We start from the raw sequence: 23718 nt of genomic DNA on the forward strand, positions 1-23718 counted from the left end.
CCTATTTCGATTCGGAGGTTGGTGCCGATGGATCGGCGGGCAATACCGGCGCGCCGAGTTCAGGGCCGGAAAGAGTCGGGTCTGTGCCACTTTCGTCGTCACCGGCCTTGCCCCGCTTGTCGCGGATGCCACTGACGACCATCCACACGGCATATACAGCCAGGCCCGCAGCTACGCCTGTGGTGAGAATCGAACGCGATTGCCCGTTGATCACCGAGTTCACCCGGCCCAGATACGGCACCGAGTAGATGACCCGACCACGGATCTGCTCGGGCACCAGCGACCACGAGTCGGCGACGGGGTTGTTGTCGCCGCGAGTGTGGATGCGACGCTCCCCTTCCCCCGTGTAATAGATGCCTTCGATGCGGTGGGTGACCACCGCTGGATCGCCGGAGACGGGCTGGAACGTGATCACGTCCCCGGTGGTCAGATCCTCGTTGGGGGTCGGCTTGACCACGATGAGCGTGCCAGGGGGCATGGTCGGTTCCATCGAACCGGTGAGAACCGTGTACGCGATGGAGCCGGTGAGTCGAGGGATAACGACCATCACCGCGAGAATGCCGACCATCAGCAGCAGCAGTACCCACGAGACGATGGTGCGAGTCCACCACCATAGGGTGGTCTTGTCGTCTCCGCCTTGTTCGGGATCATGTTGCCGCTCAGATGTTTCCACGTGTGCGCTGTGCCGGGGTCGATACTCGGCACGTTCGCCTGCACGCCGGCTTCTCGCGGTGACGGTCATGACTGGCTCACTGAGCTTGCGTCGAAAGTGAACGTCGCGTTGGACTGCTGGCTCGCTGCCGCGCCCTGGCCCAGCGTGGCCCGCAGGCACAACACCTGCATCTGCCCGGCCGGAACCAGCTGTTCGGAAAAGGCCGCGCCGTCCATGGCACCGTTGTAGAGCTCAGTGCCCACGTCGCCAGTGGCGGTGCAGGCCGCCTCGTTGGCTACCTTGGCCACGCGCAGGCTCAGCGGCGGTGGGGTCGCGCCGTTGAGTACAACATCGGAAAGCACGTAGTTCATCTGCACGTTGCCGGAGTTGATCACCGGCAGTGGCATCTGAATGCTGTCGCCCGGGCCCTTGTTGTCCAACTTGAACCCATCGAGGTTGAACTGCTTGACCCCTTCTCCGCCGGCAGAGATATCGAGCATGCCTGCCTGGATAGTGCCGCCGGTCGATTCTGCGGTATCGCGCCACAGCGCGCCGGTCTGCTGCACCGAGACGAACCCGATGAGCAGAACCGACGACGCTGCGATCGCCCATTTGTATTGGGTCTTCACGTGACCTTCTTCTGGTTACGGATTAACTACGGGGTGAGCGTCTGCTCGAGGGTGACCGAGGCTCCCGACAGCGTGGCTGCCTGGCCAGCGCCGTCCGTGTTGGTGGTGTCCGGCTTGAACGTGATCGTCGTGGTGATATCGCGCGTGCCAGTGCCCGCGGAGACGCTCGCGTTCTGACCACCGGCAGTCGCGACCTCCAGCTTGCTCGCGAGAGCCCCGGAGATTCCGCCGACGGTAGGTGTCAGCGTCGCCTTCAGGTTTGTGCCGACGAGGGTGTAGTTGTACGTGGCGGTGTAGGTGAGTACGTCACCGGGGACAATTTTGTCGCTGGCCGGGTTGAACGTGTTCGCGCCGAGCTTCCATACGCCGGAGCCGGCCGCTTCGCTGATCGTCATCGAGCCGGCATTGACGGTCTGGCTTCCGCCAGCGCCGGTCGACGCGTTCCACGCAGCCATGGTTCCGGCACCACCTGCGAGCAGAACAGCAGCCGCACCTGCGGCGATCGCACCCTTTGTGGTCTTGTTCATCTGGTATTCCTCCTGTGCAGTTCGCGGCGGGACATCCGACGCGCTTGGTTGAGCCCGGGCCGTGCGGATGTGCACTCCGGTGAAACAGCCCCAGGAAGGGGCATGGGAAATGAAGCCGCCGAATTGAATTCGGTGACCGAGAAGGTTGGCGATGCGCGGAGATGGTCGAGATCGCCCCGTGCATCGCGAGGTCTAAGTGGCCGGTTGGGCCGGAGTGGTTATCCGCCGAGGCTGCCGAACAGGTCGAGACTTCCGAGCGAACCGGTGCTACTTCCGAGCGAACCGCTGCTGCTGCCACCTGGATCGGTGGTTTTCGCCGTGACCTTGACCGTGACCGCCGTGGAGGCGGGGCTGGTCCCACCCGCATTTGTCGCCGTGGCGGTGATCGGATGACTGCCGGGCGTGGTGATCGTCAGGTTGCAGCTGAAGTTCCCACTCGTATCCGCGGTGGCGGTGCAGGTGGCGCCGCCTCCGGTCACGGTGACGGTACTGTTCGGCTCTGCCTTGCCGGAGACCTTGACGGGTGTGCCCGCCTCTACTTCGGCCGAACCCAGAGTCAAACCGGTCGGCGCACTGGGAGCAACAACGACGGGCTCGCCCTCCACCAGGACGAGACCCCAGCCGGGGTTGATCTCGTATCCCTGCAAAACTTCGCCGGCAGGGATGCCAATCATGAAACCAGCCATCACGTTGGCGTTCTGTGCGAGAGGCGTTTTCACCAGCTCGATCCGCGTCGACGAATTCGCATTCGGCCCGATCACGAACTGCTGGCCGACCTGGCCGTCGAGCTTGCCCCGCACTGTCGCAGTGCCGCCGCCCGAGACGGACCAGCTCTCACTGAAAAGAGTGAGCGTGGCAGGAAGGTCGCAGACATTACGAACGTTGAAGGCCAACTGCGTGCCCTCGTCACCGGGGATCGGGATGTAGTCGGTTCCACTGGGATCGAAGGCCGCCGGCTTCACCCAGGGTCCACCGTTCTGGGACATCTCCAGGCACTGGTCAGTGATGTCGTCGCCCGGGGCGGCCGCGGCGCTACCAGGTGCAAGCAGCGCACCCGAGGTCGCGAGGAGCAGTGCAGCCGGCAGAGCCGCCAACACAGCAGTGGCGCGCCGGGGGAGACGGGATTCTCGTCCGTCCCCGACCGGGAAAAATCGAGGCATGTGAAGACTCATTTCGTCTGTCCCGTTGCCGGGCATTGGGTGAAGAGATGGCGGAACGAGGTACATCCGCCATCGGTGCCAAACATGTTGCAGAAAGCTTGCGAGCCGAACCGTGACGCTGTGCATGCCCTCGCTCATACATAGCAACCGCTCCGCTTCGGATCAATTTTTATCACAGGTATCAGCTTTTGTGGCGGTTTTACTGGTCAAACGTTCAGAAGGAATTTCAACATCCCTCAAGGGCTAATTCTGCACCCTGACCAGTACCGTTAGAAATAGTTAGCTGCGCATCGCAACTATTTACCAAAAAGCGTTCTGCGATCGAACGGGCGATTCGTTCCTATCCAAACAAGAACAAGTTCTAGATGCTCTTGGTATGTCCGGGAATCCACGAACGAACTCGCCGAGAACAGCGACCCTCGAGCAAACAGAAAGATCGAGCCGTTTCGAGACCCCCGCATTTCGTCCACTAGCGCCACGGACACGGGCGCCATCGATCGCTGCGCCCCGCCGGATCGTCCGGCCAGGACAAACTCTCGCGCGCTCCGAAACCAGCACTCCACCAATAACTTTGTCCGACCATCGAATCGCGACTGCCCGTGCTGCATCCAAAGCTGTGGGCCAGGAAGCAAATTCGCTCCCCGGCCCACGTGCATCTACAGTTGCGAAGCCGGTAAGGAGTTGACTACCGGCACCCAATCCCAAGGTAAAACGACGAGCATCTACGCCCCGAAGACGGTCTCACCTCCGACAACCGTGCGCAGGACCGACAGTTCATTCAAGTCTGTCGAATCGCTGCGCAGCGGATCTCCGTCGAGCACAACAAAATCCGCCAAAAGTCCCACCGCTATCCGACCTTTGTCCGATGACTCACCGGTGAGACGAGCGGCTGCGCTTGTGTAGCCGGCCAGCGCCTCGGACGCGGAAACCCGTTGCTCCGCACCCAGAACGTGACCTTCTCGCGTCACACGATGTACGGCGGTGTTCATCGTGAAGAGCGGGTTCACTGGAGTGACAGGGCAGTCGCAATGCAGCGCGTAGGCAAGCCCCGCCGCCACGACCGACGCCACGGGGCTGATCCGCTCGCCGCGACCCGGTCCGAGAAAACGATCGCGGTGCCGGTCACCCCAGTAGTAGACGTGGTTCACGAAGATCGACGCCACCACCCCGAGTTCGACCATCCGCGCGATCTGATCTTCCCGCAACGTCTGAACGTGCTCGAGTCGATGCGAAACTTCGATGTCCGGGTGCGCCGTCCGTGCCGCTGCAATTGCGTCCAATGCAAAATCGATGGCCTGATCACCGTTGGTATGAATCGCAACCTGTCGGCCGACAGCGTGATGTTCCTCGACGAGTGCCCCGAGCGCACCTGCCGGGATTGCCATTCCGCCGCAGTGGCATCCGCCCAGATCGTGGTACGGCGCGGTCAGCGCAGCGGTGTGCAACTGAATCGACCCGTCCGAAATGAGTTTGACGCCGCCCACACGAACTCGGTCTGTCGAATCGGCGAGTTCACCCAACTGATCGTGCACCCCGTGGCCGAGATAGAGGCGCGCACGCAGCCTCAAGTCACCATCGGCGTCGAGTTGCCGGTACGCCTCGTACATCTCGGCCGTGACGTACATGTCGTGGAAACTCGTCACGCCCACCGACGCCATGACTTCCTGCGCCCGCAGCATCGCGATCTTGGACGCATCCGGGTTCATATCCGGAACAAGTCCGTGCACCAGAGACATTGCCGGAACCTCGCACAGTTCACCGGTGGGTACACCGTCGCTGTCCCGAACGATGACACCACCTTCCGGATCGACCGTGGTGGCATCGATCCCGGCCTTCTCCAGTGCGACCGAGTTGACATAGATTCCGTGAGCAGACAAGTGCCGCACCAGAATCGGATGATCGGTGGAAGCCTTGTCCAGATCAACCGCGGTCAGGCCTCGATCTTCCGCCACGAGGCTGTCGTCGAAGCCCCACGCTTCGATGGGCTCGCCAACTGGTGTGATCGCGGCCCGCGCGGCCAACGCCGTGATCAACTTCTCGATGGTCGGGCACGTATTCGTCGTTGCGTCGACCCCACTGAGCATCAAACCCCACATCATCGGATGAAGGTGCGTCTCGATGAACCCCGGCACAACCACCGCTCCGGCGAGATCGACAACGGAGGTTTCGGAATCGGTCAGCGCCGAGATCTCGGCGTCAGTTCCGAGGGCGACACATCTGCCGTCCTTGACTGCCACAGCGGTGGCGTTATCGCCGACCGCACCGTCCATGGCCCTGATGTCGCCGTTGATGTAGATGTGGTCAGCCGCCGTGGTCATACGCTTGTCTCCATTCGTTTTCCGACAACAGTCGTCGAGGATTTCTTCGCGGGTATCCGCGTCGCCACAACCACTCCGGCCAAAATCATTCCGGCACCCGCAAGTTGGACGAGAGTTGGGGTCTGTGCAAGCAGCACTGCGCCGAACAACAGTGCTGACGCCGATTGCAACACGAGGCTGGCGGCGACTGCACTTGCAGGCAGACGCTGACTGGCGCTGGCTACCAGCAGCCACCCGATCACCTGAGATACCAACGCGAGCAGCACAAGCCAGCCTTGAGCTACGAGCGAAGGGGTCAGATCCAAAGTTCCACTCACGAGGCCGTATGCACCTGCCGTGAGGGCAGTGGCTCCCGTCGAGACGAACATCGGCAACGCCGTTCTGCCCGCCGCCCGAGTAGCCAGACCCATGAGGAAGATGTAGACCGCGTACGCGCCTGCGGCGATCACGGCAAACGACACTCCGACAGCAGGATTCGACCCGGTGAGCGTTGTGCTCGTCCCGGCTACCAGAGCAACTCCGACAAAGAGCAACGGAAGGCTGGCGACCAGTTCCCGGCCGATCCGTTGGCGCAGGACAACGTAGCCGAGGATTGCGACGAACAGCACCTGCAAATTCAGGATCACAGTCGAAAGACCTGCCCCGATCGAATGAATCGACTCGTGCCAGAGCACCAGATCGATTCCGAGGAACGCGCCGGCAAGTAGAGACTTCACGATCCAGGGCGCCGAGACCGAAGGCCGGGGTGACCGACGACGCTGAACGAGCACGAGCATGCCGAGAGGGATGAGCGCATAGAGACACCGAAAGAATGCACCCGTCGACGGAGACACTCCTGAGAGTTCGTAGAGCACCGAGGTCAACCCGAGGATGCATGCACCGGCGACGACTACGCGCAGGTCACGACGGCGTAGTTGATCGCCGGACGGCTCGCGTGGCGATACTTCATCACTCATGGTGATAATGTATCACCGACGCGAAGCCTGTCATACAGGGAAGATGCGTGCATGAGAACTCCGGTTACCCGTGAACGCGTGATCGCTGCCGCAGCCGATCTCGTCGACAGCAAAGGCGCCGACGCTCTGGTACTGAGTCAACTCGCCGAGACCCTCGACGTCCGGCAGTCAGCCCTGTACAAACACGTCGACGGGGTCGATGACGTCCACCATCAACTCAGCCTCCTCGCACGCAACCTTCTCGCCGAACAACTGCGTGCCGCCGCGGTCGGTCTCTCGCGCGACGACGCCGTCATGGCGCTCGCGGACGCATGGCGTGCGTTCGTCCGAGTACACCCCGGGCTCTACGCCATCACCGACCGCTACCCCACTGCACCGCATCCCGATCTGGTCTCCGCCGTCGGCGAGGTGGTCGACGTCATCAACAAGGTGATCGCGGGATACGGTCTGAGCCCGGATGATTCGGAGCAGGCGGCGTGGTCTCTTCGCAGTGCGCTGCACGGCTTCTGCATCCTCGAATCGGTAGAGGGACAACCGGCCGGCACCGACCCGGATCGGGTGTATCGACGACTGGTCGAACTTCTCTGCGCCGGTATTGCTCGTATGTAGATACCGGCTCCTGTTATCGTCGGATGAAACGACACAGACCAAAAAGGATCAGACATGGTTGGTGAACTCGACATCTCCGGATAAAACCGGGCATGACGGCCACCGGCAGACGCCTCGGAGCGCTGCCGTCGTGGCCATGTTGTCGTTCACTTACCCGACTCTTCGCGGAGCAGCGTTGCCGCGCCCGCACAACACCTGAGGTCTATTCATGTCCGATACCTACATCGTTTGCTCGAATCTGTCTTTTGCCTGGCCGGACGACACTCCGGTCTTCGACGAATTGTCATTCACCGTGCCCGGCGGCCGAACCGGGCTGGTGGCCCAGAACGGCGTCGGGAAAAGCACTCTGCTCAGATTGATCGCCGGCCAGTTGCGGCCGCGCGCCGGCAGTGTGTCCGTCGACGGCGTTCTCGGATACCTTCCGCAGGACCTGCCACTGACGGGCGATCTGACCATTGCCGAGGTCTTGGGCATCGCCCCGACGCTCGCTGCGTTGGACGCAGTCGAATCCGGGGACACACGAGAAGAACACTTCACGACAATCGGGTCCGACTGGGATATCGAGGAACGAACGCGAGCCCAACTCGGTCGACTCGGTTTGGCCGACATGACGTTCGATCGTCGCCTCGACACTCTGAGCGGCGGGCAGGTCGTCTCGCTCGGACTGGCGGCGCAACTCCTGCGACGCCCCGATGTCCTTCTCCTCGACGAACCCACCAACAACCTCGACCTGGACGCGCGCCGCAGGCTTTACGACGTTCTCGACGACTGGAGTGGTTGTCTGTTGGTGGTCAGTCACGATCGAGGACTACTCGACCGCATGGACCGCATCGCCGAACTTCACAGCGGCGAGATCAGCTTCTACGGTGGCAATTTCACCGACTACGAAGCCGCGGCACGCTCGGCTCGCGAAGTGGCGGAGAAGAACATCCGCAACGCCGAGCAAGAGGTCAAGCGCGAGAAGCGCGAACTGCAGCAGGCCCGAGAACGTGCTTCGCGACGCGCAAGTAACGCTGCCCGCAATCTCGGGAACGCGGGCTTGCCCAAGATCTTTGCGGGGACCATGAAGCGCAATGCTCAGGAGTCGGCAGGCAAGGCCAACGAGACACACCTCGCCCGGGTCGACGCGGCGAAGGACCGACTCGACAAAGCGGGCCGCGCTCTTCGAGACGACCAGACGATTTCACTCGAATTGCCTGGCACACATGTACCCGCCGGCCGGACGGTGTTCCTCGGTGAGCGAATGCAATTCGCGTTCGGCGATCATGCGATCTTCGCCGACTCCGGAATCGACCTGGCCATTCGAGGACCGGAGCGTATCGCGTTGACCGGGCCGAACGGCGTCGGAAAGTCGACGTTGCTACGCATCGTCAACGGGGATGTGGCGCCGACTTCCGGTGAGATCACGCGAGCCGACGGTCGAGTGGCATACCTGTCGCAGAGGCTCGACCTACTCGACCCCGCACGCACCGTCGCAGAGAACTTTGCCTTGTCTGCTCCAGGCCTACCGGCACCGGAACGCATGAACATCCTGGCGCGCTTCCTCTTTCGGGGTGCGGGTGCTCATCTTCCCGTCGCTGCACTCTCGGGCGGTGAACGACTGCGGGCTACATTGGCGTGCGTTCTCTTCGCCGATCCGGCCCCGCAGCTGCTTCTTCTCGACGAGCCGACCAACAACCTCGACTTGGTGAGCGTTGCTCAACTCGAAAGTGCCCTGAATGCATATCAGGGGGCGTTCGTGGTGGTCAGCCACGACGAGAGATTCCTGGCCGAGGTCAAGGTCGAACGCTGGCTCAGGCTCTCGGACGGCCGTTTGACCGAGGTCGCCGCACCGGGCGCATTGGGCTGACACGAGAAGTGAACAGGCGAAAGGCCTTCACACACGATGTGTGTGAAGGCCTTCGTCTGCACTACTGGTCAAGGCGTCCTGGTGTACACCGGATCGTCGAAGGATCGACGTTGCGTCACCCAGTCCGTGGACAGGATGTTCTCGATCACGTCTTCACGGGATTCGTCGAACACGACAAGAGCAATGATCAGAACCTGTGGATGGTTCTCGGCGAGGCGGCGTGAGTGGGCGCACCTTCCCGGGAATGATCTGAAATTCCATCAGCTCTGATCAGGACCGGCGTTGGCGCGCTGGTTCGGGAAGGTACGCCCATGCTCACGGTAGTTCAGGATCAGCAATCCTCCAACGACGACAGCGGTGTTGGTCGGTCGTTGCTTGACGAGATCGTTCGCGACGGTGCCCGGCAGATGCTCGCGGCGGCGTTGGCCGCCGAAGTCGCCGCATACATCGAGCAGTTCGCCGAGCATCTCGATGAGCACGGCCGGCGGCTGGTGGTCCGCAACGGCTATCACCACGAGCGTGACGTGCTCACCGCGGCGGGGGCGGTGACGGTGACCGCACCGCGGGTCAACGACCGCCGTGTCGACGCCGAGACCGGTGAACGGCAACGGTTTTCCTCGGCGATCCTGCCGGCGTGGTCACGCAAGTCCCCGCAGATGACCGAGGTGTTGCCGCTGCTGTACCTGCACGGGCTGTCCAGCGGCGACTTCGGTGCGGCGTTGGAGCAGTTCCTCGGCACTGGTGCCGGGCTGTCGGCCTCGACGATCACCCGGCTGACCGCGCAATGGCAGGACGAGGCGAAGGCCTTCGCCGACCGGGATCTCTCGGGCACCGATTTCGTGTACCTATGGGTCGACGGCATCCATCTCAAGGTCCGCCTGGAGCAGGAGAAGCTGTGCTTGCTCGTGATGATCGGCGTCCGCGCCGACGGCCGCAAGGAGCTCGTCGCGCTCACCGATGGGTTCCGGGAGTCCACAGAGTCGTGGGCTGATCTGCTGCGCTCATGCCGACGCCGCGGGATGACCGCCCCGGTGCTGGCCGTCGGTGATGGGGCGCTGGGGTTCTGGAAGGCACTGCGGGAGGTGTTTCCGGATACCCGTGAACAGCGCTGCTGGTTTCACAAGCAGGCCAATGTGCTTGCTGCGCTGCCCAAGTCGGCTCATCCAGGTGCGACCGCGGCGATGCGGGAAATCTACAACGCCGAGGACATCGACAAGGCCCAGGTCGCGATCAAGGCCTTCGAGGTAGATTACGGCGCGAAGTACCCCAAGGCGGTCGCCAAGATCGTCGACGACGCCGACGTGCTCCTGGAGTTCTACCGGTACCCGGCCGAGCACTGGATCCACTTGCGCACTACGAATCCGATCGAATCGACGTTTGCGACCGTGCGGTTGCGAACCAAGGTCACCAAGGGCCCTGGGTCACGCGCAGCGGGGATTGCCATGGCCTACAAGCTGATCGACGCCGCACAAGCCCGCTGGCGGGCGGTCAACGCCCCCCATCTGGTCGCGCTGGTCCGTGCCAGCGCGGTGTTCCACAAAGGCAAGCTGCTCGAACGACCCATCGACATCTCACCCGCTGAGCCCGACGAATCAAGCGAAACGGAGGTCGCCTGAAACACCCTCATCCACAGGTCTTGACAATATCTCACACGACAATCCGATCGGCGATTCGCCATTCACCGTGGCGCCTTTCGAACCTATCGACGTAACGGCATTTGATCGTCGCAAGCGTCTGCACCGTATCCGTACCGGAACGCTCTTGCCGCAGAAAGCACAAACAGTACGACTCGCACTGAGCGACATCGCCGTTGACGTCGATCAGTATGTTGGAAATGCAGTGAATCGACGAGTCGATCGTCTTGTGTCTGAGCTTCATGTCTTCGATCAGCCCGTCGACGGTTCCGATGTAACCGCCGTGGTTGTCTATCGCGTCGTCGAAGTAGCAGAGGGCCACGCTGTCGAAATCCTTCCGATCGACGGCCCGAGCGTAGCGATACAGAACTTCGGTGATTTCTTGCTTGTCAGCGAGGGACACGGTCAGGCTCCTGTTCTACCCGATGATCAATCAACCTGCAGTTCAACACCCTTGGTCTCCTTGATGAAGAAGACCGTGACGAGGGTGATCACCGCACAGAAGACGAAGTATCCAGCCGGAGCGAGAGAGTTGCCGGTCAAGCTGATGAGATAGGTGGCGATGAAAGGCGCGGTGCCACCGAGGAACATGTTGGTGACGTTGTTACCCAATGCCAGACCGCTGTACCGCACAGATGCTTTCAGCATTTCGACATAGGTCACGTACGAAGCACCGTTGACAACGGAAACGCAGATGAAGAGCACTGACTGACCGACAACCGCCTGCCAGATGCCAGAACCGGCCATCATCATGAACATCGGGATTCCGAGAACCACTGCGGCGGCACTACCGGCGAACAGCACCGGCCGACGCCCGTACTTGTCTGCCATGTATCCCGAGATCGGCAACGTGATGACGCCGAGAACCAGTGCAAGAGAAGTGGAAAGGAAAGCAACGCGCGACGAATGACCGCCGGTGGTCTGCAGGTACGTCGCGGCATACACCGAGGCGATGTAGTAACCGCCGGTGATGAGTGCGCCCAGCAGGATGATCTTGACGACGCTGCCACCGGAGGTGCTGAGCAACTCACGGATGGGAAGCTTCTTGGTCTCACCCTTGTCCTGCAGTTCTTCGAACTGAGGAGTGTCTTCCATCTGGCTGCGGATCCAGATACCGATGCCACCGATCAGCAGGCTGAGCAGGAACGGGATACGCCAAGCCCATTCGAGGATCTGCTCTTGCGAGAACACCGACGTCAGGCCGAGGGCCATGAGCGAAGCTGCCAGCGAACCCAGGTAGGTGCCGGTATTGACCATCGAGGTCTGCGTCGCACGCCACCGTTTGGGAGCGGACTCGGAGACGAACGCGTTGGCGCCGCCGAGTTCACCGCCGGCCGCGAAGCCCTGCAGGCAACGAGCCAGAACCAGGATGGACGTCGCCCACACACCCAACGTGGCGTAAGTCGGCAGCAGGCCCATTCCGGCTGTCGCGAGAACCATCAGGAGGATGGTCCAGGACAGCGCGTTCTTGCGGCCGTACTTGTCGCCGATGTGGCCGAAGAAGATGCCGCCGGGCACGCGTAGGAAGAAGGCCACGGCGAATGCTGCAAAGGTACCGAGCAGTGCTGCGTTCGGGTCATGGGAAACGAAGAACAGCGCGGCGATCGTCGTGGCCATGTATCCGTAGATACCGAAGTCGTAGTACTCGACGACGGTACCGACGATGGCCGCGCGAATTACCTTCGTCGTCGACTGTCGTTCGGTTGCCACGCTGCTGCCCTCGGTGGATTCGGCTCTCGCCATGGTCTCATTCTCTGACATGTTGTTCCCTGCCTGGATTGGATACTGACTGGATTCGGTGCCGCGCAGACGTCGGACGTCAGGAGTGCGCGATGGAATGGACCGGTGCGCTCTCAGCGCTGGTCCTGGTGTAATTCGCCGCATTACGTCCCGCTACGCGGCCCATGGTCAAAGCGTTGGCAACCGCATTGCCGCCGCCCACGTATCTCAGTCCGAGGATTCCGGCGCCGGCCTCACCTGCGGCGTACAGACCCTCGATAGGTACTCCGGTGCTGCCGAGCACGGCCGCATCGGTGTTGATCTCCATTCCCGCATGCGTACAGACGAGCTCTGCCGGAAGGATTTTCGCGGCATAGAACGGAGCTGTCGCAATAGGATCCGGATTGCCGACGGCACCCTTGTTCCGCAACGTGCGATGGCGGAGGAAGTCGTCGTCGTGACCGCTGGGCAGTTGGTCGTTCCATCGACGCAGGGTTTGCGCCAACGTCGCAACCGGAACACCCGTAGCCACTGCGAGGTCTTCGATCGTGTCCGCACGAATCGTGCCACCGGCGGCAACTTCTTCCTCGATGCGTTCGGGATTCCAATCCGCATATCCTGGAGCCAGATTCACGCGAGCGTTCTCGTCGAAGATCATCCAACCGTATCCACCCTGATGGTCGATGATGCCGGTCGAGACCGCGTACGAGCTGTCCTCGTCCATGAAACGACGGCCGTCCTGGTTGACGTAGATCCGCGACTTCGGCGGAAAGCCGGCCTGCCAGTGGTGGAATCGCTGGAAGTAGACGGTGGGCAGCATCAGACCCCAGCCGTCGCCCGCCAGGGAAGCACCGAGGTCTTCGGCAAAACGAAGATGGTCTCCGCGGCTCCCCTCGGCTGCGACGACGAACAAGGCCTCTCCGGCCTTGTTCGCGTCCGGGAAGTGGCGTTCCACCAAACCCGGATCTTGCGCGAATCCACCGGAGGCAACAACGACGGCGCCCGCAGGCACCTCGATGTCGTCGGCGACAACGCCGACAACCCGACCGTCTTCCTCGATCAGCTTCTGCACCCGTGTTCCGAAGATGACCTCGATCCCGTGCTTACGACGAGCCTTGTCCAGCACCTGAATCAGTCCGTATCCCTGGTCCTTGGGCACGTGGCCGCGCCAGACGTCCTCGACGCCGGCTTGGGCGAGTCCCGGCTGGTGAGCGTTACCCGAGATCGCCGCGGGAATCTCGACGCCGAGTCCGATGAGCCATTCCAGTGTCGGACCGGCGTTTTCGCAGAACGCACGAATCAATCCGGGTGAGAGCATCCACTGGTTGAGGTCCATGTAGTGCTGGAAGAACTTCTCTGCCGAGTCGTCGACGCCGAGGCCGGCCTGCACGCTCGTTCCGGCGGCCGTGAAGATGCCGGCCGACAGCGCGGTGGATCCACCGAGTTCGGTTTCGGATTCGAACAGCAGAACGGATGCGCCTTCTTCAGCTGCCGACACCGCAGCGGCGAGACCTGCTCCGCCGCCACCGATGACAACGACGTCCCAGTGCTCGGTCATGAAAGTTCTCCAGTCTCCGCGATGATGCGGTGGTAAAGACCGTTCGACACCAACCCGCCGTCGACAGTGAGTTCCGTACCGGTGGTGTAGGTCGAACTGTTCGAGAGCAGGAACAGCACTGCTTCGGTGATCTCGTCGAGAGTTCCCATGCGTCCGAAGGGAACCGACTTCAGTGACGCGGCGACGAAGTCGTTCGCGCCGCCGAGCAGCGCCGTACCGACCAGTCCCGGGTGCACCGAGTTGACGCGAATCCCCCACTGCGCGAAGTTACCTGCGGCCGACTTCGACAGACCGGTCAGACCCCACTTGCTCGACGAGTAAGCCGGAGAGAAGTATCCGATCTGACCGGCGATGGACGAGATGTTGACGATCGATCCGCCACCACTCTCGCGCATCAGCGGCGCCACCGCCTTCATACCGTAGAACGGGCCGAAGAGGTTGATCTTCATGGTCAGTTCCCAGATGTCGTTCGGGGTGTCCATGAATTCGAGCCGACGCGAGATGCCGGCGTTGTTGACCAGTCCGCCGAGTTCCCCACGGGTGGTGCGAATTTCGTCGACAACCCGGTCCCAGGCATCGACATCGGTGACGTCGAGAATATGAGCGGACGCCGATCCGCCTGCGGCGACGATGTCGTCGACCACGCCGGATGAATCCGAAACATCGGCAATGCAGACATGCGAACCGCGCGCGGCGAGAGTGCGCGCGTGATGCGCCCCCATCCCGGCAGCACCGCCGGTAACGAGAACGACGCCGGGATATGTCGTGGACTCAGACATGCCGCGAACCACCGTCCACCGCAATGCTGTGCCCGGTGACGTAACGCGCGCTGTCCGAGAGCAGGAACAGCAGCGGGCCGAAGACCTCTTCGGGCGAGCCCAGACGATGCAGTGGTACCGCGTCGAGTGCGTTCGCGAGCGCGATCGGATCTTCCTGGACCCACTTCGTCATCGCCGTGTCGATGTAGCCGGGTGCAATGGAGTTGACCCGAATACCCTTGTCGCCGAACTCCACTGCGAGAGACTCCGTGAGGTGCGCAACGGCAGCTTTCGACGTGCAGTATGCGCCTCTCCCCTTCCGCACACGCAGCGCAGACACCGAAGACATGTTGACGATGGCGCCGCCGGGACCGAGGTGACGTGCCGCCGCCTGAGCACCGTAGAGCACTCCCTCGACATTGACACTCAGCGTTGCGCCGATCTGCTCCGGGGTGATCTCCTCGGCCAGCGCAAACGGGAAGATACCCGCATTGTTGATCCAGAAATCAACCCGGCCGAACTCCTTCAACGCCAACTGCGCAAGCAATTCATGCTCGTCGGGCTTGGTGACGTCGACCCGAGCTCCGACGACGCGACCCGGCTTGTCCGCCAGTGCATTCGATTCGAGGTCCGTGTTGATTCGTGCGGCCGTGGCGAGCATCTGCTCTTCGTTGATGTCGGCGCCGACGACATGTACGCCGCGCGTTGCCAGTCCTTCGGCGAACGTCGCACCCATACCCTGAGCCGCGCCGGTCACCACTGCGACCTTGCCTGCCAACTCCGGGTACACCGCCGACATCTGCGTCACAACGGTACGGCCCGGGTTCGTCTGGTCAGAGCTTTCGGTCATGATGTACTTCTCCTACTGAATATTGTTGTGCAAGAAACATTTCGGTACTTCAAGCTTGTTCGGACGCTCGGGGCGCGTCGTCGCGGGAGACGGTGCGGCGGGCGATCTTCCACCCCTCACCGACCCGAACCACGTGATCTGTGACAGTTGTCATCCGCACCAGTCGCGAGTCTCCGCCGCGAGCGGTGGCAACGATCTGCAGGTACCCGTGCACTGTGAGAGCACTCTCGTCCACCGCCTCGACGACGAGATTGGTCAGAACGTGGCGATGCACCTCGTCGGCAGCTTCCGCCGCAGCGAAGAAGCGAGCAGCAAAAGCCGCAAGGTCGTCGAAACCGACCACAGGTTCCGGATAACTGGGGGAATGAAACTCACCGCCATCGGTGAATGTCTGCGCCCAATCCTGCTGGCGCCCAGAGTCTATGCAATGACTCTGGTGGCCGTACAGCTGGTGAATTGCGGCAACATCCTCCGTTGCCACGACGCTGTAGTTGCTCATGAAGGTTCTCTCCGAACACGCTGCGCTGCATCCACCCGAAGGTTGTGCAGCTTCGTAAAGTGTGCGATAATCGCACACACTGTGCGATATATTCAAAGCGTAGGTGGCATACCTCACAAACGTCAAGAAAGGGATTTGATGTCAGAGCTGAGCGAGGAACACCGACCGCGCAAAAGTGCAGTTCAACTGGACTCCAGCATGTCGAAAACGCTGCACCACGGACTCGAGATCCTGGAACTCCTGACGTCTTATCCGCACGGCTTGTCGGTCACCGACATCGCCGACGGAGTGGGAGTCCACCGAACCGTCGCACATCGGTTGATCCGCACGCTCGAGGCTCATCACCTGTGCCGCAAGGACTCCTTCAAGCGCGTCACTCTCGGCGCCGGCCTGGTCACCCTCGCCGAACCGGTGGAACAGGATTTGCGCACTCTCGCTCGCCCGATACTTCAAGAACTTGCCGAGGCCACCGAGGCGACAGCGCACCTGGTGGTCCGCGAGAGCGATACCGAAGTGCGCGCGCTGATGGTGGTCGAACCGCGCAGCGCCAAGGTTCACGTCGCGTTTCATCCAGGGCAGGTCGATCCGATCGACCGCGGCTCCGCCGGGCTTTCCATCCTTGCCTCACTCCCGCCGACGAGCGGGGAACGAGAGGAAGTGACGGCGGCACGCGCACGCGGCTACGCAGTGACCGTCGGCGAGGTCATCCCGTCCGTCCTGGGAATCTCAGCGGTGATCCCCGGCCGACGCCGCGACGCCATCTCCAGCCTCGGAATTTCCGTCTTCGACTCCGAGGACCAAGCAGCGCTGGGCGCCGAGGTCATGGCAGCGGCAAAAACCCTCGGCAGCATGTTGCGCTGATCCGAACACCAGTCGAGCCCCGGGAATACCCGGGGCTCGACTTTGTTGACTCCGAATGAGATAGTTGAACAATCAACTACCTGACATCAGCTTCACGGATACAAGGAGTACGACATGCCTGCTGTGACAGTCGAGAACATCTTGGCCCTGCCCCGTCTCGACGAGCCGGCAGAGTCAGCAGTCGACCGCCCCGTCAAGAGCATCACCACCGCACCGGTCGGATACGAAGGTGAAGGCTTTCCCGTTCACCGCGCCTTCGCCGGCATCGACCTCTCCGCCCTCGATCCCTTCATCCACATGGACCAGATGGGCGAGGTCAACTACGCACCCGGAGAACCCAAGGGCACACCGTGGCACCCGCACCGCGGCTTCGAAACCGTGACCTACATGATCGACGGCATCATGGAGCACCAGGACTCCAACGGTGGCGGTGGCATTATCGGCGGCGGCGACACCCAGTGGATGACCGCGGGTGGCGGCATCCTCCACATCGAAACTCCGCCGGAGCACCTCGTCCTCAGCGGCGGCCTTTTCCACGGCGTCCAACTGTGGGTCAACCTGCCTCGCGACAACAAGATGGCATCTCCGCGGTACCAGGACATCACCGGTAACAAGGTGGCCCTGCTTTCCTCGCCGGACGGCGGAGCCTTGGTACGCGTCATCGCCGGAGACATCGCCGGCCACGCCGGACCCGGATCGACGTACACACCCATCGCGCTCTCCCACACGACTGTGGCCCCGGGTGCGAGCCTGACGCTTCCGTGGAACCCCGAGTTCAACGCGATCGTCTACGTCCTCGCCGGCGAAGGCACGGTCGGGGCCGAGCGTCGGCCCATTCGTGTCGGACAGACAGCTGTCTTCGGACGCGGTGACTCCATCACCGTCGCCGCTTCCGATCGCCAGGATTCACGGACCGAATCTCTCGAGGTATTCATCCTCGGCGGCAAACCGATTCGTGAGCCCATCGCGATGGCCGGGCCGTTCGTCATGAACACCAAGTCCGAGGTCATGCAGGCCTTCGAGGACTTCCAGGCCGGACGCCTGGGATCCATCCCGGCGGCACACGAGACGCTGAGCTGACATGTCGTCGGTAGTCGTCCAGCGAGCTGACGAACGTGCGCATCTCAACTACGGCTGGCTCACGGCGCGTCACAGTTTCCCCTTCGCCGGAAACTTCGATCACGCCGCGTACGCGCACGGACTTCTGTTGGTGAACAACGACGACATCATCGAAGCCGACTACGGTTTCGACACTCATCAGCACCGCGACACCGAGATCGTGACGTGGGTGCTCAGCGGATCTCTGGTTCACCAGGATTCCGCTGGGCACTCCGGAGTCATCCATCGCGGACTCGCGCAGAGAATGAGCGCCGGTACCGGAATCCTGCACTCCGAGCGCAACGATCGCTTCCGGGCCGACGGCTCACGTGTCACCGAGCCCGTTCACCTCGTCCAGATGTGGATACCCCCGGACGAATCCGGAGTGACTCCGAGCTATCAGGAACTCGACATCAACTCCGAACTCGACGGCGGTGGCCTGATCACCCTGGCGTCGGGGATGCCCGCGCATCGCGACCACAGCGCGATCAGCTTGCACAACAAACATGCGGCACTGCATGTTGCTCGCCTCGAGACCGGTGGGTCGGTATCTCTCCCGGATGCGCCGTACGTGCACGGCTTCATCGCCGGTGGCACTGTCGACGTCGAGGGAGTCGGATTGCTCGGCCCGGGAGATTCGTTGCGACTCAAGGATACTGGCGGTCAACGAGTCGAGGGAATCGGCGATGCGGAGATACTCGTGTGGGAGATGCACGCGTCGACGAACTGACGACACCACCGAGTACGCCCAATGTTCGGACTACACAGCAGGTTCGTCGTAGGGTGGATGCCGGTAGTGGCGGATCCCGATTGTGGTGGATCCCGGTGGTACAGAAGGAGGAGCCATGGCATCTGGTCGAGCACAGGCCCCACGGACGACACCGCACATCGATGTGCACCGCTCCGGCGATCGCTTGAAATCCCGCGTCTCCTGGCTGGATTCGAAACATTCGTTCTCGTTCGGACAGCACTACGATCCGGACAACACTCATCACGGATTGCTGCTCGTCAACAACGACGACACCGTACTGGCGGGAACCGGTTTCGACACCCATCCGCACAAGGACATGGAAATCGTGACCTGGGTGCTTCGCGGTTCGCTCGTGCACCAGGATTCCATCGGCCACACCGGCGTCATCTATCCGGGACTCGCCCAGCGCATGAGCGCCGGTACCGGAATCATGCACAGTGAGAAGAACGATTCGTGGCGTATCGGCGGCGAACAGCATTCCGACCCCGTGCATTTCATTCAGATGTGGGTGGTACCGGACGAAGGTGGACTGACCCCCGGTTACGAACAGCTCGAGATCGACGACGAACTGCTGCGCGGCGGTCTGATCCCGGTTGCCTCCGGGATGGAGCGCTACAAGGATCATTCGGCGATTCGCATCAACAACAAGAACGCCGCCATGCATGTCGCACGCATTCTGCCGGGCACCTCCGTGAATCTTCCGGGCGCACGGTTCCTGCACGTCTTCGTCGCGCAGGGCACTGCCGAGATGGAGGGCGTCGGCACACTGTACGAGGGCGATGCTGTCCGGTTGAGCGATTCGGGTGGCCAGCAGCTGACCTCCGACGCCGGGGCCGAAGTCCTCGTCTGGGAGATGCATTCACGTATCGGTGGTTGAGACCCGGTCTCGGCAGGACTCGGCGCGCTGGAGATACTCGACGGATGAGCATCGACAACTCCGCCGCGCCCGTCAAGAAGCTTGACCCACTCAACACATTGATGGGTGTGCGCGCCGTTTCGGTCGAGCCCGGGGACCTGGCCTTCGCGCAGGCCGTCGGCGAGCGATTCCACGATCACCGTGGCAAGACCGTGCTCGGTTCCATCGGAGTCATGATCGACGGTGCCATGGGTGGCGCGGTGTACTCGGGACTGACCTCGGGCCATCAGTCCGTGCTCGCGCAGGTCACGGTCAGTGCGGGCGCCGACATCCCCGACATCGCGGACGTCGGTGCCACCGGAACACTCGTGCATCTCGACGACGGCGTCGGACTCGCATCCGGGCAACTTCGCGACGAGAACGGCACCCTTCTGGCAGTGATGGCTGGTCGCGCCATGGTGGTCTCGCGTCCCCCCGTCGTGGGAATCGACGACTACGTAGAGGGCGAGCCGCTGCCCGTCCCGACGCCGGAGAAGACAAGCGACCTGAGCGGGTTGTCCGGGTCCGACGTCGTCGAAGGAATCCGCGACGGCAAACTCGAACGCGGTCCACTCGCCGGACTCCTCGATCTTGCTGTCGTCGACGTGACCCCGGGTTCCGTCGTCGGTGAGTTCGCACCCGTGGCCTGGATGGCCAACCCGTTGGGCGCCGTTCAGGGCGGTGTCCTCATCTCGGCAGTCGACGCCATCACTGGCCTGTCTGCCCAGACCCTGACCAGCGTCGACCAGGACTATCGCGTCCTCGACCACAAGATCGACTTCCTGCGCTCACCCGACATCGGCGGGCCGGTCTTACGCGCCGAGGCCTCCGTGATTCGTGCCGGGCGCAGGCTCGCGCTGATCGAAACGCGCATCGTCGACGCCGGCGGACAGGTCTACGTACGGGCCACCTCGAGCATCCAGATGCTCTCCCAGCAAGTTCACAGCGGATAACCAGTTCCGCACCAGGTCGCCCGTCCACCATTGAGACAACAGCCCACACAATGGAGGTACAGCGGCGTGAACAAAGACATCGAAGCGAGCAGGCTACGCGTGAGCCGTCGACGGGCCCTCGCTCTCGGCGGAACCATCAGTCTCGGCGGGCTCATCGCAGCCTGTTCCGGTAACAGTGGCACCGCGACGACGACTTCGGCCGCGGCTGCATCGACGACAACCACTTCCGGCGCTTCCGCAGCGGCCACGTCCGGCGATGCCGTCACCGCACTGCTGGCCAAAGCACCGCAGTGCGTCATGAGCAAGGAAGAGACGCAGGGTCCCTACTGGTTCGACGTCGACTCCATTCGCGGCGACATCCGCGAGGACCGTCCGGGCACCACGCTGCAGGTTGCGATGCGCGTGCAGGACAACAGCCAGTGCAACGTCGACGGCAGCATCGGCGCGGTCAGTAACGCCGTCGTCGAGATCTGGCACTGCGACGCCGGCGGCGTGTACTCCGGCTTCGAATCCGGTTCGCTGAGCGCCAACGGCGGCGGCGGTGGCGGAACTCCCCCGGCCGGCGGGATGGGTGAACCTCCGTCAGGTGCACCCGGAGGCGGAATGGGCGAACCACCGTCAGGCGCCCCCGGCGGAATGGGCGGCGGCATGGGAGGGTCCGGTGAGACCTCCGACGGTTCGTACAGCGTCGGCGACACCGAAGCCACCACCACCGACGACGGTACCTATCTGCGCGGGGCGCAGACCACCGATGCAAACGGCATCGCACAGTTCACCACGATCTTCCCCGGCTGGTACATGGGCCGCACCACCCACATCCACGTCAAGGTTCACATCGACAAGAAGACGGTCCTCACGTCGCAGACCTTCTTCGACGAGACCCTTCTCGACGAGGTGTACTCGCAGTCCCCGTACAGCGAGCACACCGGTCGTGAGAACAACACGAACAACGCCAGTGACGGCATCTACGACGACACCGGCCTCATGACCGTCGAACAGCAGTCGGACGGGTCCTACCTCGCCGTCATCAACCTGGGTATCGACGCCTGAGGTAGGAGCCCGGTCAGCTGCCGACGTATGCCGCGAGGTGCTTTCCGGTGAGGGTGGAGCCGTCGGCGACGAGCTCCTCGGGAGTGCCCTCGAAGACGATCCGACCGCCGTCGTGACCCGCACCAGGGCCGAGGTCGATGATCCAGTCTGCGTGTGCCATCACCGCTTGGTGGTGCTCGATCACGATGACTGACTTGCCGGAATCGACCAGTCGATCGAGCAGGCCGAGCAACTGCTCGACGTCGGCCAGGTGCAGTCCGGTGGTCGGCTCGTCGAGGACGTACACGCCGCCCTTCTCACCCAGGTGGGTTGCCAGCTTGATGCGCTGACGCTCACCGCCCGACAGCGTCGTCAACGGCTGGCCGATCGTGAGGTATCCGAGCCCCACGTCGACCAGTCGGACGAGGATCTTGTGCGCAGCGAGGGTCTTGGCCTCACCGTCGCCGAAGAACTCCTCGGCCTCGGCCACCGACATCGTGAGAACCTCGTTGATGTCCTTGCCACCGAATTTGTATTCGAGTACCTCGGCTTGGAAGCGCTTGCCCTCGCACTCCTCGCAGAGAGTGGCAACGCCGGCCATCATCGCCAGGTCGCTGTAGATGACGCCGTTGCCGTTGCACGTCGGGCAGGCGCCCTCGGAGTTGGCACTGAAGAGCGCCGGCTTCACGCCGTTGGCCTTGGCGAATGCCTTGCGAATCGGGTCGAGCAGCCCCGTGTACGTCGCCGGGTTGCTCCGACGCGAGCCGCGGATCGCGCTCTGATCGACCGACACCACGTCTTCGCGTTTCGCGAGCGAGCCGTGGATCAGCGAACTCTTGCCCGACCCGGCGACACCGGTGACCACGACCAGGACGCCGAGCGGTACGTCGACGTCGACGTCCTGCAGGTTGTGTGAGTTCGCTCCACGAATCTCGATTGCTCCGGTGGACTCCCGCACGGTCTCTTTGATTGCGGCCCGGTCGTCGAAGTGACGGCCGGTTACGGTGTCGCTGGCACGCAAACCGTCGACGGTGCCCTCGAAGCAGACGTTTCCGCCGGCGCTACCCGCACCCGGACCGAGGTCGACGATGTGGTCGGCGATCACGATCGTCTCCGGCTTGTGCTCGACCACGAGCACGGTGTTGCCCTTGTCCCGCAGGCGCAGCAGTAGGTCGTTCATCCTCGCGATGTCGTGCGGATGCAGGCCGGTGGTGGGCTCGTCGAAAACATACGTGATGTCGGTGAGCGAGGAACCCAGGTGACGAATCATCTTGGTGCGCTGAGCTTCACCGCCGGAGAGGGTTCCCGACGGCCGATCGAGACTGAGGTAGCCGAGTCCGATCTCCACGAACGAGTCGAGCGTTTCACCGAGCGTCGTGAGCAACGGCGCGACCGAAGGCTCCTTCAGTCCGCTGACCCATTCCGCGAGATCGCTGATCTGCATCGAGCAGGCGTCGGCGATGTTGACGCCCTTGATCTTCGACGACCGCGCCCCCTCGCTCAGTCGCGTCCCGTCGCATTCGGGGCAGGTGGTGAACGTGATCGCCCGCTCGACGAAAGCCCGGATGTGGGGCTGCATTGCGTCGACGTCCTTGGCCAGGAACGACTTCTGAATCTGCGGAATCAGACCCGTGTACGTCAGGTTGATGCCTTCGACCTTGATCTTGGTCGGCTCTTTGTAGAGCAGATCGTTCAGTTCCTTCTTGGTGTACTTCTTGATCGGCTTGTCGGGATCGAAGAAACCGCAGCCGCGGTAGATCCGGCCGTACCAACCCTCCATGCTGTAGCCGGGGACCGTGATCGCACTCTCGTTGAGCGACTTGGTGTCGTCGTACAACGCGGTCAGATCGAAATCGTTGACCGCCCCTCGTCCCTCACACCGCGGACACATGCCGCCGGTGATCTTGAAGCTGCGACGCTCTTTCGTCTGACGTCCGCCGCGTTCCATCGTGACCGCGCCTGCTCCGGAGATCGAGGCCACGTTGAACGAAAACGCCTGAGGCGAACCGATGTGAGGCTTTCCGAGACGGCTGAACAGGATGCGGAGCATCGCGTTGGCGTCGGTGGCGGTTCCGACGGTCGAGCGCGGGTCGACTCCCATCCGCTGCTGATCGACGATGATCGCGGTGGTCAGGCCGTCGAGAACATCGACGTCCGGCCGCGCGAGCGTCGGCATGAATCCTTGAACGAAAGCGCTGTAGGTCTCGTTGATCATCCGCTGCGATTCCGCGGCGATCGTACTGAACACCAGCGAACTCTTCCCCGAACCGGAGACGCCGGTGAATACCGTCAGCCTCCGCTTCGGGATCTCGACACTGATGTCTTCGAGGTTGTTCACCCGCGCGCCTTGCACGCGGATCAAATCGTGGCTGTCTGCGGTGTGCAAGGCAGTCATCGTGTCTCCATCTGTCAG

The 23718-nt window shown here is 62.5% G+C and carries 22 protein-coding genes; 9 read left to right on the forward strand and 13 right to left on the reverse strand.

Features of this window, described 5'->3' with window-relative positions; translation table 11 throughout:
- Position 1: 1 nt before the first annotated feature.
- The 6 genes from AOT96_RS04750 to AOT96_RS04775 form a co-directional block, all read right to left on the reverse strand.
- The gene (locus tag AOT96_RS04750; RefSeq protein ID WP_231917394.1) at positions 2-673 is read right to left on the reverse strand and encodes a signal peptidase I; all 672 of its coding nucleotides are present in this window, start codon (positions 671-673) and stop codon (positions 2-4) included.
- 65 nt (positions 674-738) lie between these two features.
- Positions 739-1281 (reverse strand): hypothetical protein, encoded by a 543-nt coding sequence (locus AOT96_RS04755; RefSeq protein ID WP_019745195.1) that lies wholly within the window; start codon positions 1279-1281, stop codon positions 739-741.
- Positions 1282-1307: 26 nt separating this feature from the next.
- Positions 1308-1808: an alternate-type signal peptide domain-containing protein gene (locus tag AOT96_RS04760; protein WP_003939763.1), complete on the reverse strand. Its 501-nt coding sequence runs from the start codon at positions 1806-1808 to the stop codon at positions 1308-1310.
- Positions 1809-2026: 218 nt separating this feature from the next.
- Entirely contained in the window at positions 2027-2968 is a 942-nt protein-coding gene (locus AOT96_RS04765) for an Ig-like domain-containing protein (RefSeq protein ID WP_082893093.1), read from the reverse strand.
- 722 nt (positions 2969-3690) lie between these two features.
- Positions 3691-5286, reverse strand: coding sequence for an amidohydrolase (locus tag AOT96_RS04770; RefSeq protein ID WP_065351371.1), 1596 nt, complete (start codon positions 5284-5286; stop codon positions 3691-3693).
- The gene (locus tag AOT96_RS04775; protein ID WP_065351372.1) at positions 5283-6242 is read right to left on the reverse strand and encodes a DMT family transporter; all 960 of its coding nucleotides are present in this window, start codon (positions 6240-6242) and stop codon (positions 5283-5285) included. The genes AOT96_RS04770 and AOT96_RS04775 overlap by 4 nt, the downstream gene beginning before the upstream one ends.
- A gap of 51 nt (positions 6243-6293) precedes the next feature.
- Here AOT96_RS04775 and AOT96_RS04780 point away from each other — a divergent pair, with 51 nt between their 5' ends.
- From AOT96_RS04780 to AOT96_RS04795, 3 genes are all read left to right on the forward strand, one after another.
- A complete protein-coding gene (locus AOT96_RS04780) occupies positions 6294-6851 on the forward strand; it encodes a TetR/AcrR family transcriptional regulator (protein WP_003940110.1) in 558 nt (185 codons plus the stop codon).
- A gap of 208 nt (positions 6852-7059) precedes the next feature.
- Positions 7060-8700 carry an ABC-F family ATP-binding cassette domain-containing protein gene (locus AOT96_RS04785; RefSeq protein WP_058037711.1) on the forward strand — a complete coding sequence of 547 codons (1641 nt, stop codon included), beginning with the start codon at positions 7060-7062 and terminating at the stop codon, positions 8698-8700.
- A 311-nt stretch (positions 8701-9011) separates the two neighbouring features.
- Positions 9012-10316 carry an IS256-like element ISRer3 family transposase gene (locus tag AOT96_RS04795; protein ID WP_065351374.1) on the forward strand — a complete coding sequence of 435 codons (1305 nt, stop codon included), beginning with the start codon at positions 9012-9014 and terminating at the stop codon, positions 10314-10316.
- Positions 10317-10347: 31 nt separating this feature from the next.
- On the opposite strand, the gene AOT96_RS04800 is transcribed toward AOT96_RS04795, so the two are convergent.
- The 6 genes from AOT96_RS04800 to AOT96_RS04825 all read right to left on the reverse strand — a co-directional run bounded on the left by AOT96_RS04800 (position 10348) and on the right by AOT96_RS04825 (position 15718).
- Positions 10348-10737, reverse strand: a complete 390-nt coding sequence (locus AOT96_RS04800; protein WP_065351375.1) for a nuclear transport factor 2 family protein — start codon at positions 10735-10737, stop codon at positions 10348-10350.
- A gap of 26 nt (positions 10738-10763) precedes the next feature.
- Positions 10764-12077 carry an MFS transporter gene (locus AOT96_RS04805; RefSeq protein ID WP_007731424.1) on the reverse strand — a complete coding sequence of 438 codons (1314 nt, stop codon included), beginning with the start codon at positions 12075-12077 and terminating at the stop codon, positions 10764-10766.
- A 76-nt stretch (positions 12078-12153) separates the two neighbouring features.
- Entirely contained in the window at positions 12154-13611 is a 1458-nt protein-coding gene (locus AOT96_RS04810) for an FAD-dependent oxidoreductase (protein WP_003940616.1), read from the reverse strand.
- Complete coding sequence (locus AOT96_RS04815; protein ID WP_039973229.1) at positions 13608-14390, reverse strand: SDR family NAD(P)-dependent oxidoreductase; 783 nt, start codon at positions 14388-14390, stop codon at positions 13608-13610. Before AOT96_RS04815 ends, AOT96_RS04810 begins: the two co-directional genes overlap by 4 nt.
- Positions 14383-15219 (reverse strand): SDR family NAD(P)-dependent oxidoreductase, encoded by an 837-nt coding sequence (locus AOT96_RS04820; protein WP_007731420.1) that lies wholly within the window; start codon positions 15217-15219, stop codon positions 14383-14385. Before AOT96_RS04820 ends, AOT96_RS04815 begins: the two co-directional genes overlap by 8 nt.
- A gap of 49 nt (positions 15220-15268) precedes the next feature.
- A complete protein-coding gene (locus tag AOT96_RS04825) occupies positions 15269-15718 on the reverse strand; it encodes a nuclear transport factor 2 family protein (RefSeq protein WP_054781475.1) in 450 nt (149 codons plus the stop codon).
- Positions 15719-15856: 138 nt separating this feature from the next.
- Here AOT96_RS04825 and AOT96_RS04830 point away from each other — a divergent pair, with 138 nt between their 5' ends.
- The 6 genes from AOT96_RS04830 (at position 15857) to AOT96_RS04855 (ending at position 21326) form a co-directional block, all read left to right on the forward strand.
- On the forward strand, positions 15857-16579 hold the full coding sequence (locus AOT96_RS04830; protein ID WP_065351376.1) for an IclR family transcriptional regulator: 723 nt from the start codon (positions 15857-15859) through the stop codon (positions 16577-16579).
- Between the two features lie 114 nt (positions 16580-16693).
- Positions 16694-17659, forward strand: a complete 966-nt coding sequence (locus AOT96_RS04835) for a pirin family protein (protein ID WP_007731415.1) — start codon at positions 16694-16696, stop codon at positions 17657-17659.
- Between the two features lies 1 nt (position 17660).
- A complete protein-coding gene (locus AOT96_RS04840) occupies positions 17661-18407 on the forward strand; it encodes a pirin family protein (protein ID WP_003939960.1) in 747 nt (248 codons plus the stop codon).
- 115 nt (positions 18408-18522) lie between these two features.
- Positions 18523-19305 (forward strand): pirin family protein, encoded by a 783-nt coding sequence (locus AOT96_RS04845; RefSeq protein ID WP_003940511.1) that lies wholly within the window; start codon positions 18523-18525, stop codon positions 19303-19305.
- Positions 19306-19349: 44 nt separating this feature from the next.
- Positions 19350-20276, forward strand: a complete 927-nt coding sequence (locus AOT96_RS04850) for a PaaI family thioesterase (RefSeq protein WP_063315809.1) — start codon at positions 19350-19352, stop codon at positions 20274-20276.
- 66 nt (positions 20277-20342) lie between these two features.
- Positions 20343-21326: a protocatechuate dioxygenase gene (locus AOT96_RS04855; protein WP_065351377.1), complete on the forward strand. Its 984-nt coding sequence runs from the start codon at positions 20343-20345 to the stop codon at positions 21324-21326.
- A 13-nt stretch (positions 21327-21339) separates the two neighbouring features.
- Here the strand turns inward: AOT96_RS04855 and AOT96_RS04860 are convergent, their stop codons facing one another.
- Complete coding sequence (locus AOT96_RS04860) at positions 21340-23700, reverse strand: ATP-binding cassette domain-containing protein (RefSeq protein ID WP_007731409.1); 2361 nt, start codon at positions 23698-23700, stop codon at positions 21340-21342.
- Between the last annotated feature and the right edge of the window lie 18 nt (positions 23701-23718).

The organism is Rhodococcus sp. 008 (genome assembly GCF_001682295.1).
GTDB classification, from domain to species: domain Bacteria; phylum Actinomycetota; class Actinomycetes; order Mycobacteriales; family Mycobacteriaceae; genus Rhodococcus_F; species Rhodococcus_F qingshengii.

What these genes read in the sequence shown, in the direction of transcription:
- AOT96_RS04760 (WP_003939763.1), bottom strand. Translation starts at nt 1,808, where the DNA reads ATGAACAAGACCACAAAGGGTGCGATCGCCGCAGGTGCGGCTGCTGTT.
- AOT96_RS04765 (WP_082893093.1), bottom strand. Translation starts at nt 2,968, where the DNA reads ATGCCTCGATTTTTCCCGGTCGGGGACGGACGAGAATCCCGTCTCCCC.
- AOT96_RS04770 (WP_065351371.1), bottom strand. Translation starts at nt 5,286, where the DNA reads ATGACCACGGCGGCTGACCACATCTACATCAACGGCGACATCAGGGCC.
- AOT96_RS04775 (WP_065351372.1), bottom strand. Translation starts at nt 6,242, where the DNA reads ATGAGTGATGAAGTATCGCCACGCGAGCCGTCCGGCGATCAACTACGC.
- AOT96_RS04780 (WP_003940110.1), top strand. Translation starts at nt 6,294, where the DNA reads ATGAGAACTCCGGTTACCCGTGAACGCGTGATCGCTGCCGCAGCCGAT.
- AOT96_RS04785 (WP_058037711.1), top strand. Translation starts at nt 7,060, where the DNA reads ATGTCCGATACCTACATCGTTTGCTCGAATCTGTCTTTTGCCTGGCCG.
- AOT96_RS04795 (WP_065351374.1), top strand. Translation starts at nt 9,012, where the DNA reads ATGCTCACGGTAGTTCAGGATCAGCAATCCTCCAACGACGACAGCGGT.
- AOT96_RS04805 (WP_007731424.1), bottom strand. Translation starts at nt 12,077, where the DNA reads ATGGCGAGAGCCGAATCCACCGAGGGCAGCAGCGTGGCAACCGAACGA.
- AOT96_RS04810 (WP_003940616.1), bottom strand. Translation starts at nt 13,611, where the DNA reads ATGACCGAGCACTGGGACGTCGTTGTCATCGGTGGCGGCGGAGCAGGT.
- AOT96_RS04815 (WP_039973229.1), bottom strand. Translation starts at nt 14,390, where the DNA reads ATGTCTGAGTCCACGACATATCCCGGCGTCGTTCTCGTTACCGGCGGT.
- AOT96_RS04820 (WP_007731420.1), bottom strand. Translation starts at nt 15,219, where the DNA reads ATGACCGAAAGCTCTGACCAGACGAACCCGGGCCGTACCGTTGTGACG.
- AOT96_RS04825 (WP_054781475.1), bottom strand. Translation starts at nt 15,718, where the DNA reads ATGAGCAACTACAGCGTCGTGGCAACGGAGGATGTTGCCGCAATTCAC.
- AOT96_RS04830 (WP_065351376.1), top strand. Translation starts at nt 15,857, where the DNA reads ATGTCAGAGCTGAGCGAGGAACACCGACCGCGCAAAAGTGCAGTTCAA.
- AOT96_RS04835 (WP_007731415.1), top strand. Translation starts at nt 16,694, where the DNA reads ATGCCTGCTGTGACAGTCGAGAACATCTTGGCCCTGCCCCGTCTCGAC.
- AOT96_RS04840 (WP_003939960.1), top strand. Translation starts at nt 17,661, where the DNA reads ATGTCGTCGGTAGTCGTCCAGCGAGCTGACGAACGTGCGCATCTCAAC.
- AOT96_RS04845 (WP_003940511.1), top strand. Translation starts at nt 18,523, where the DNA reads ATGGCATCTGGTCGAGCACAGGCCCCACGGACGACACCGCACATCGAT.
- AOT96_RS04850 (WP_063315809.1), top strand. Translation starts at nt 19,350, where the DNA reads ATGAGCATCGACAACTCCGCCGCGCCCGTCAAGAAGCTTGACCCACTC.
- AOT96_RS04860 (WP_007731409.1), bottom strand. Translation starts at nt 23,700, where the DNA reads ATGACTGCCTTGCACACCGCAGACAGCCACGATTTGATCCGCGTGCAA.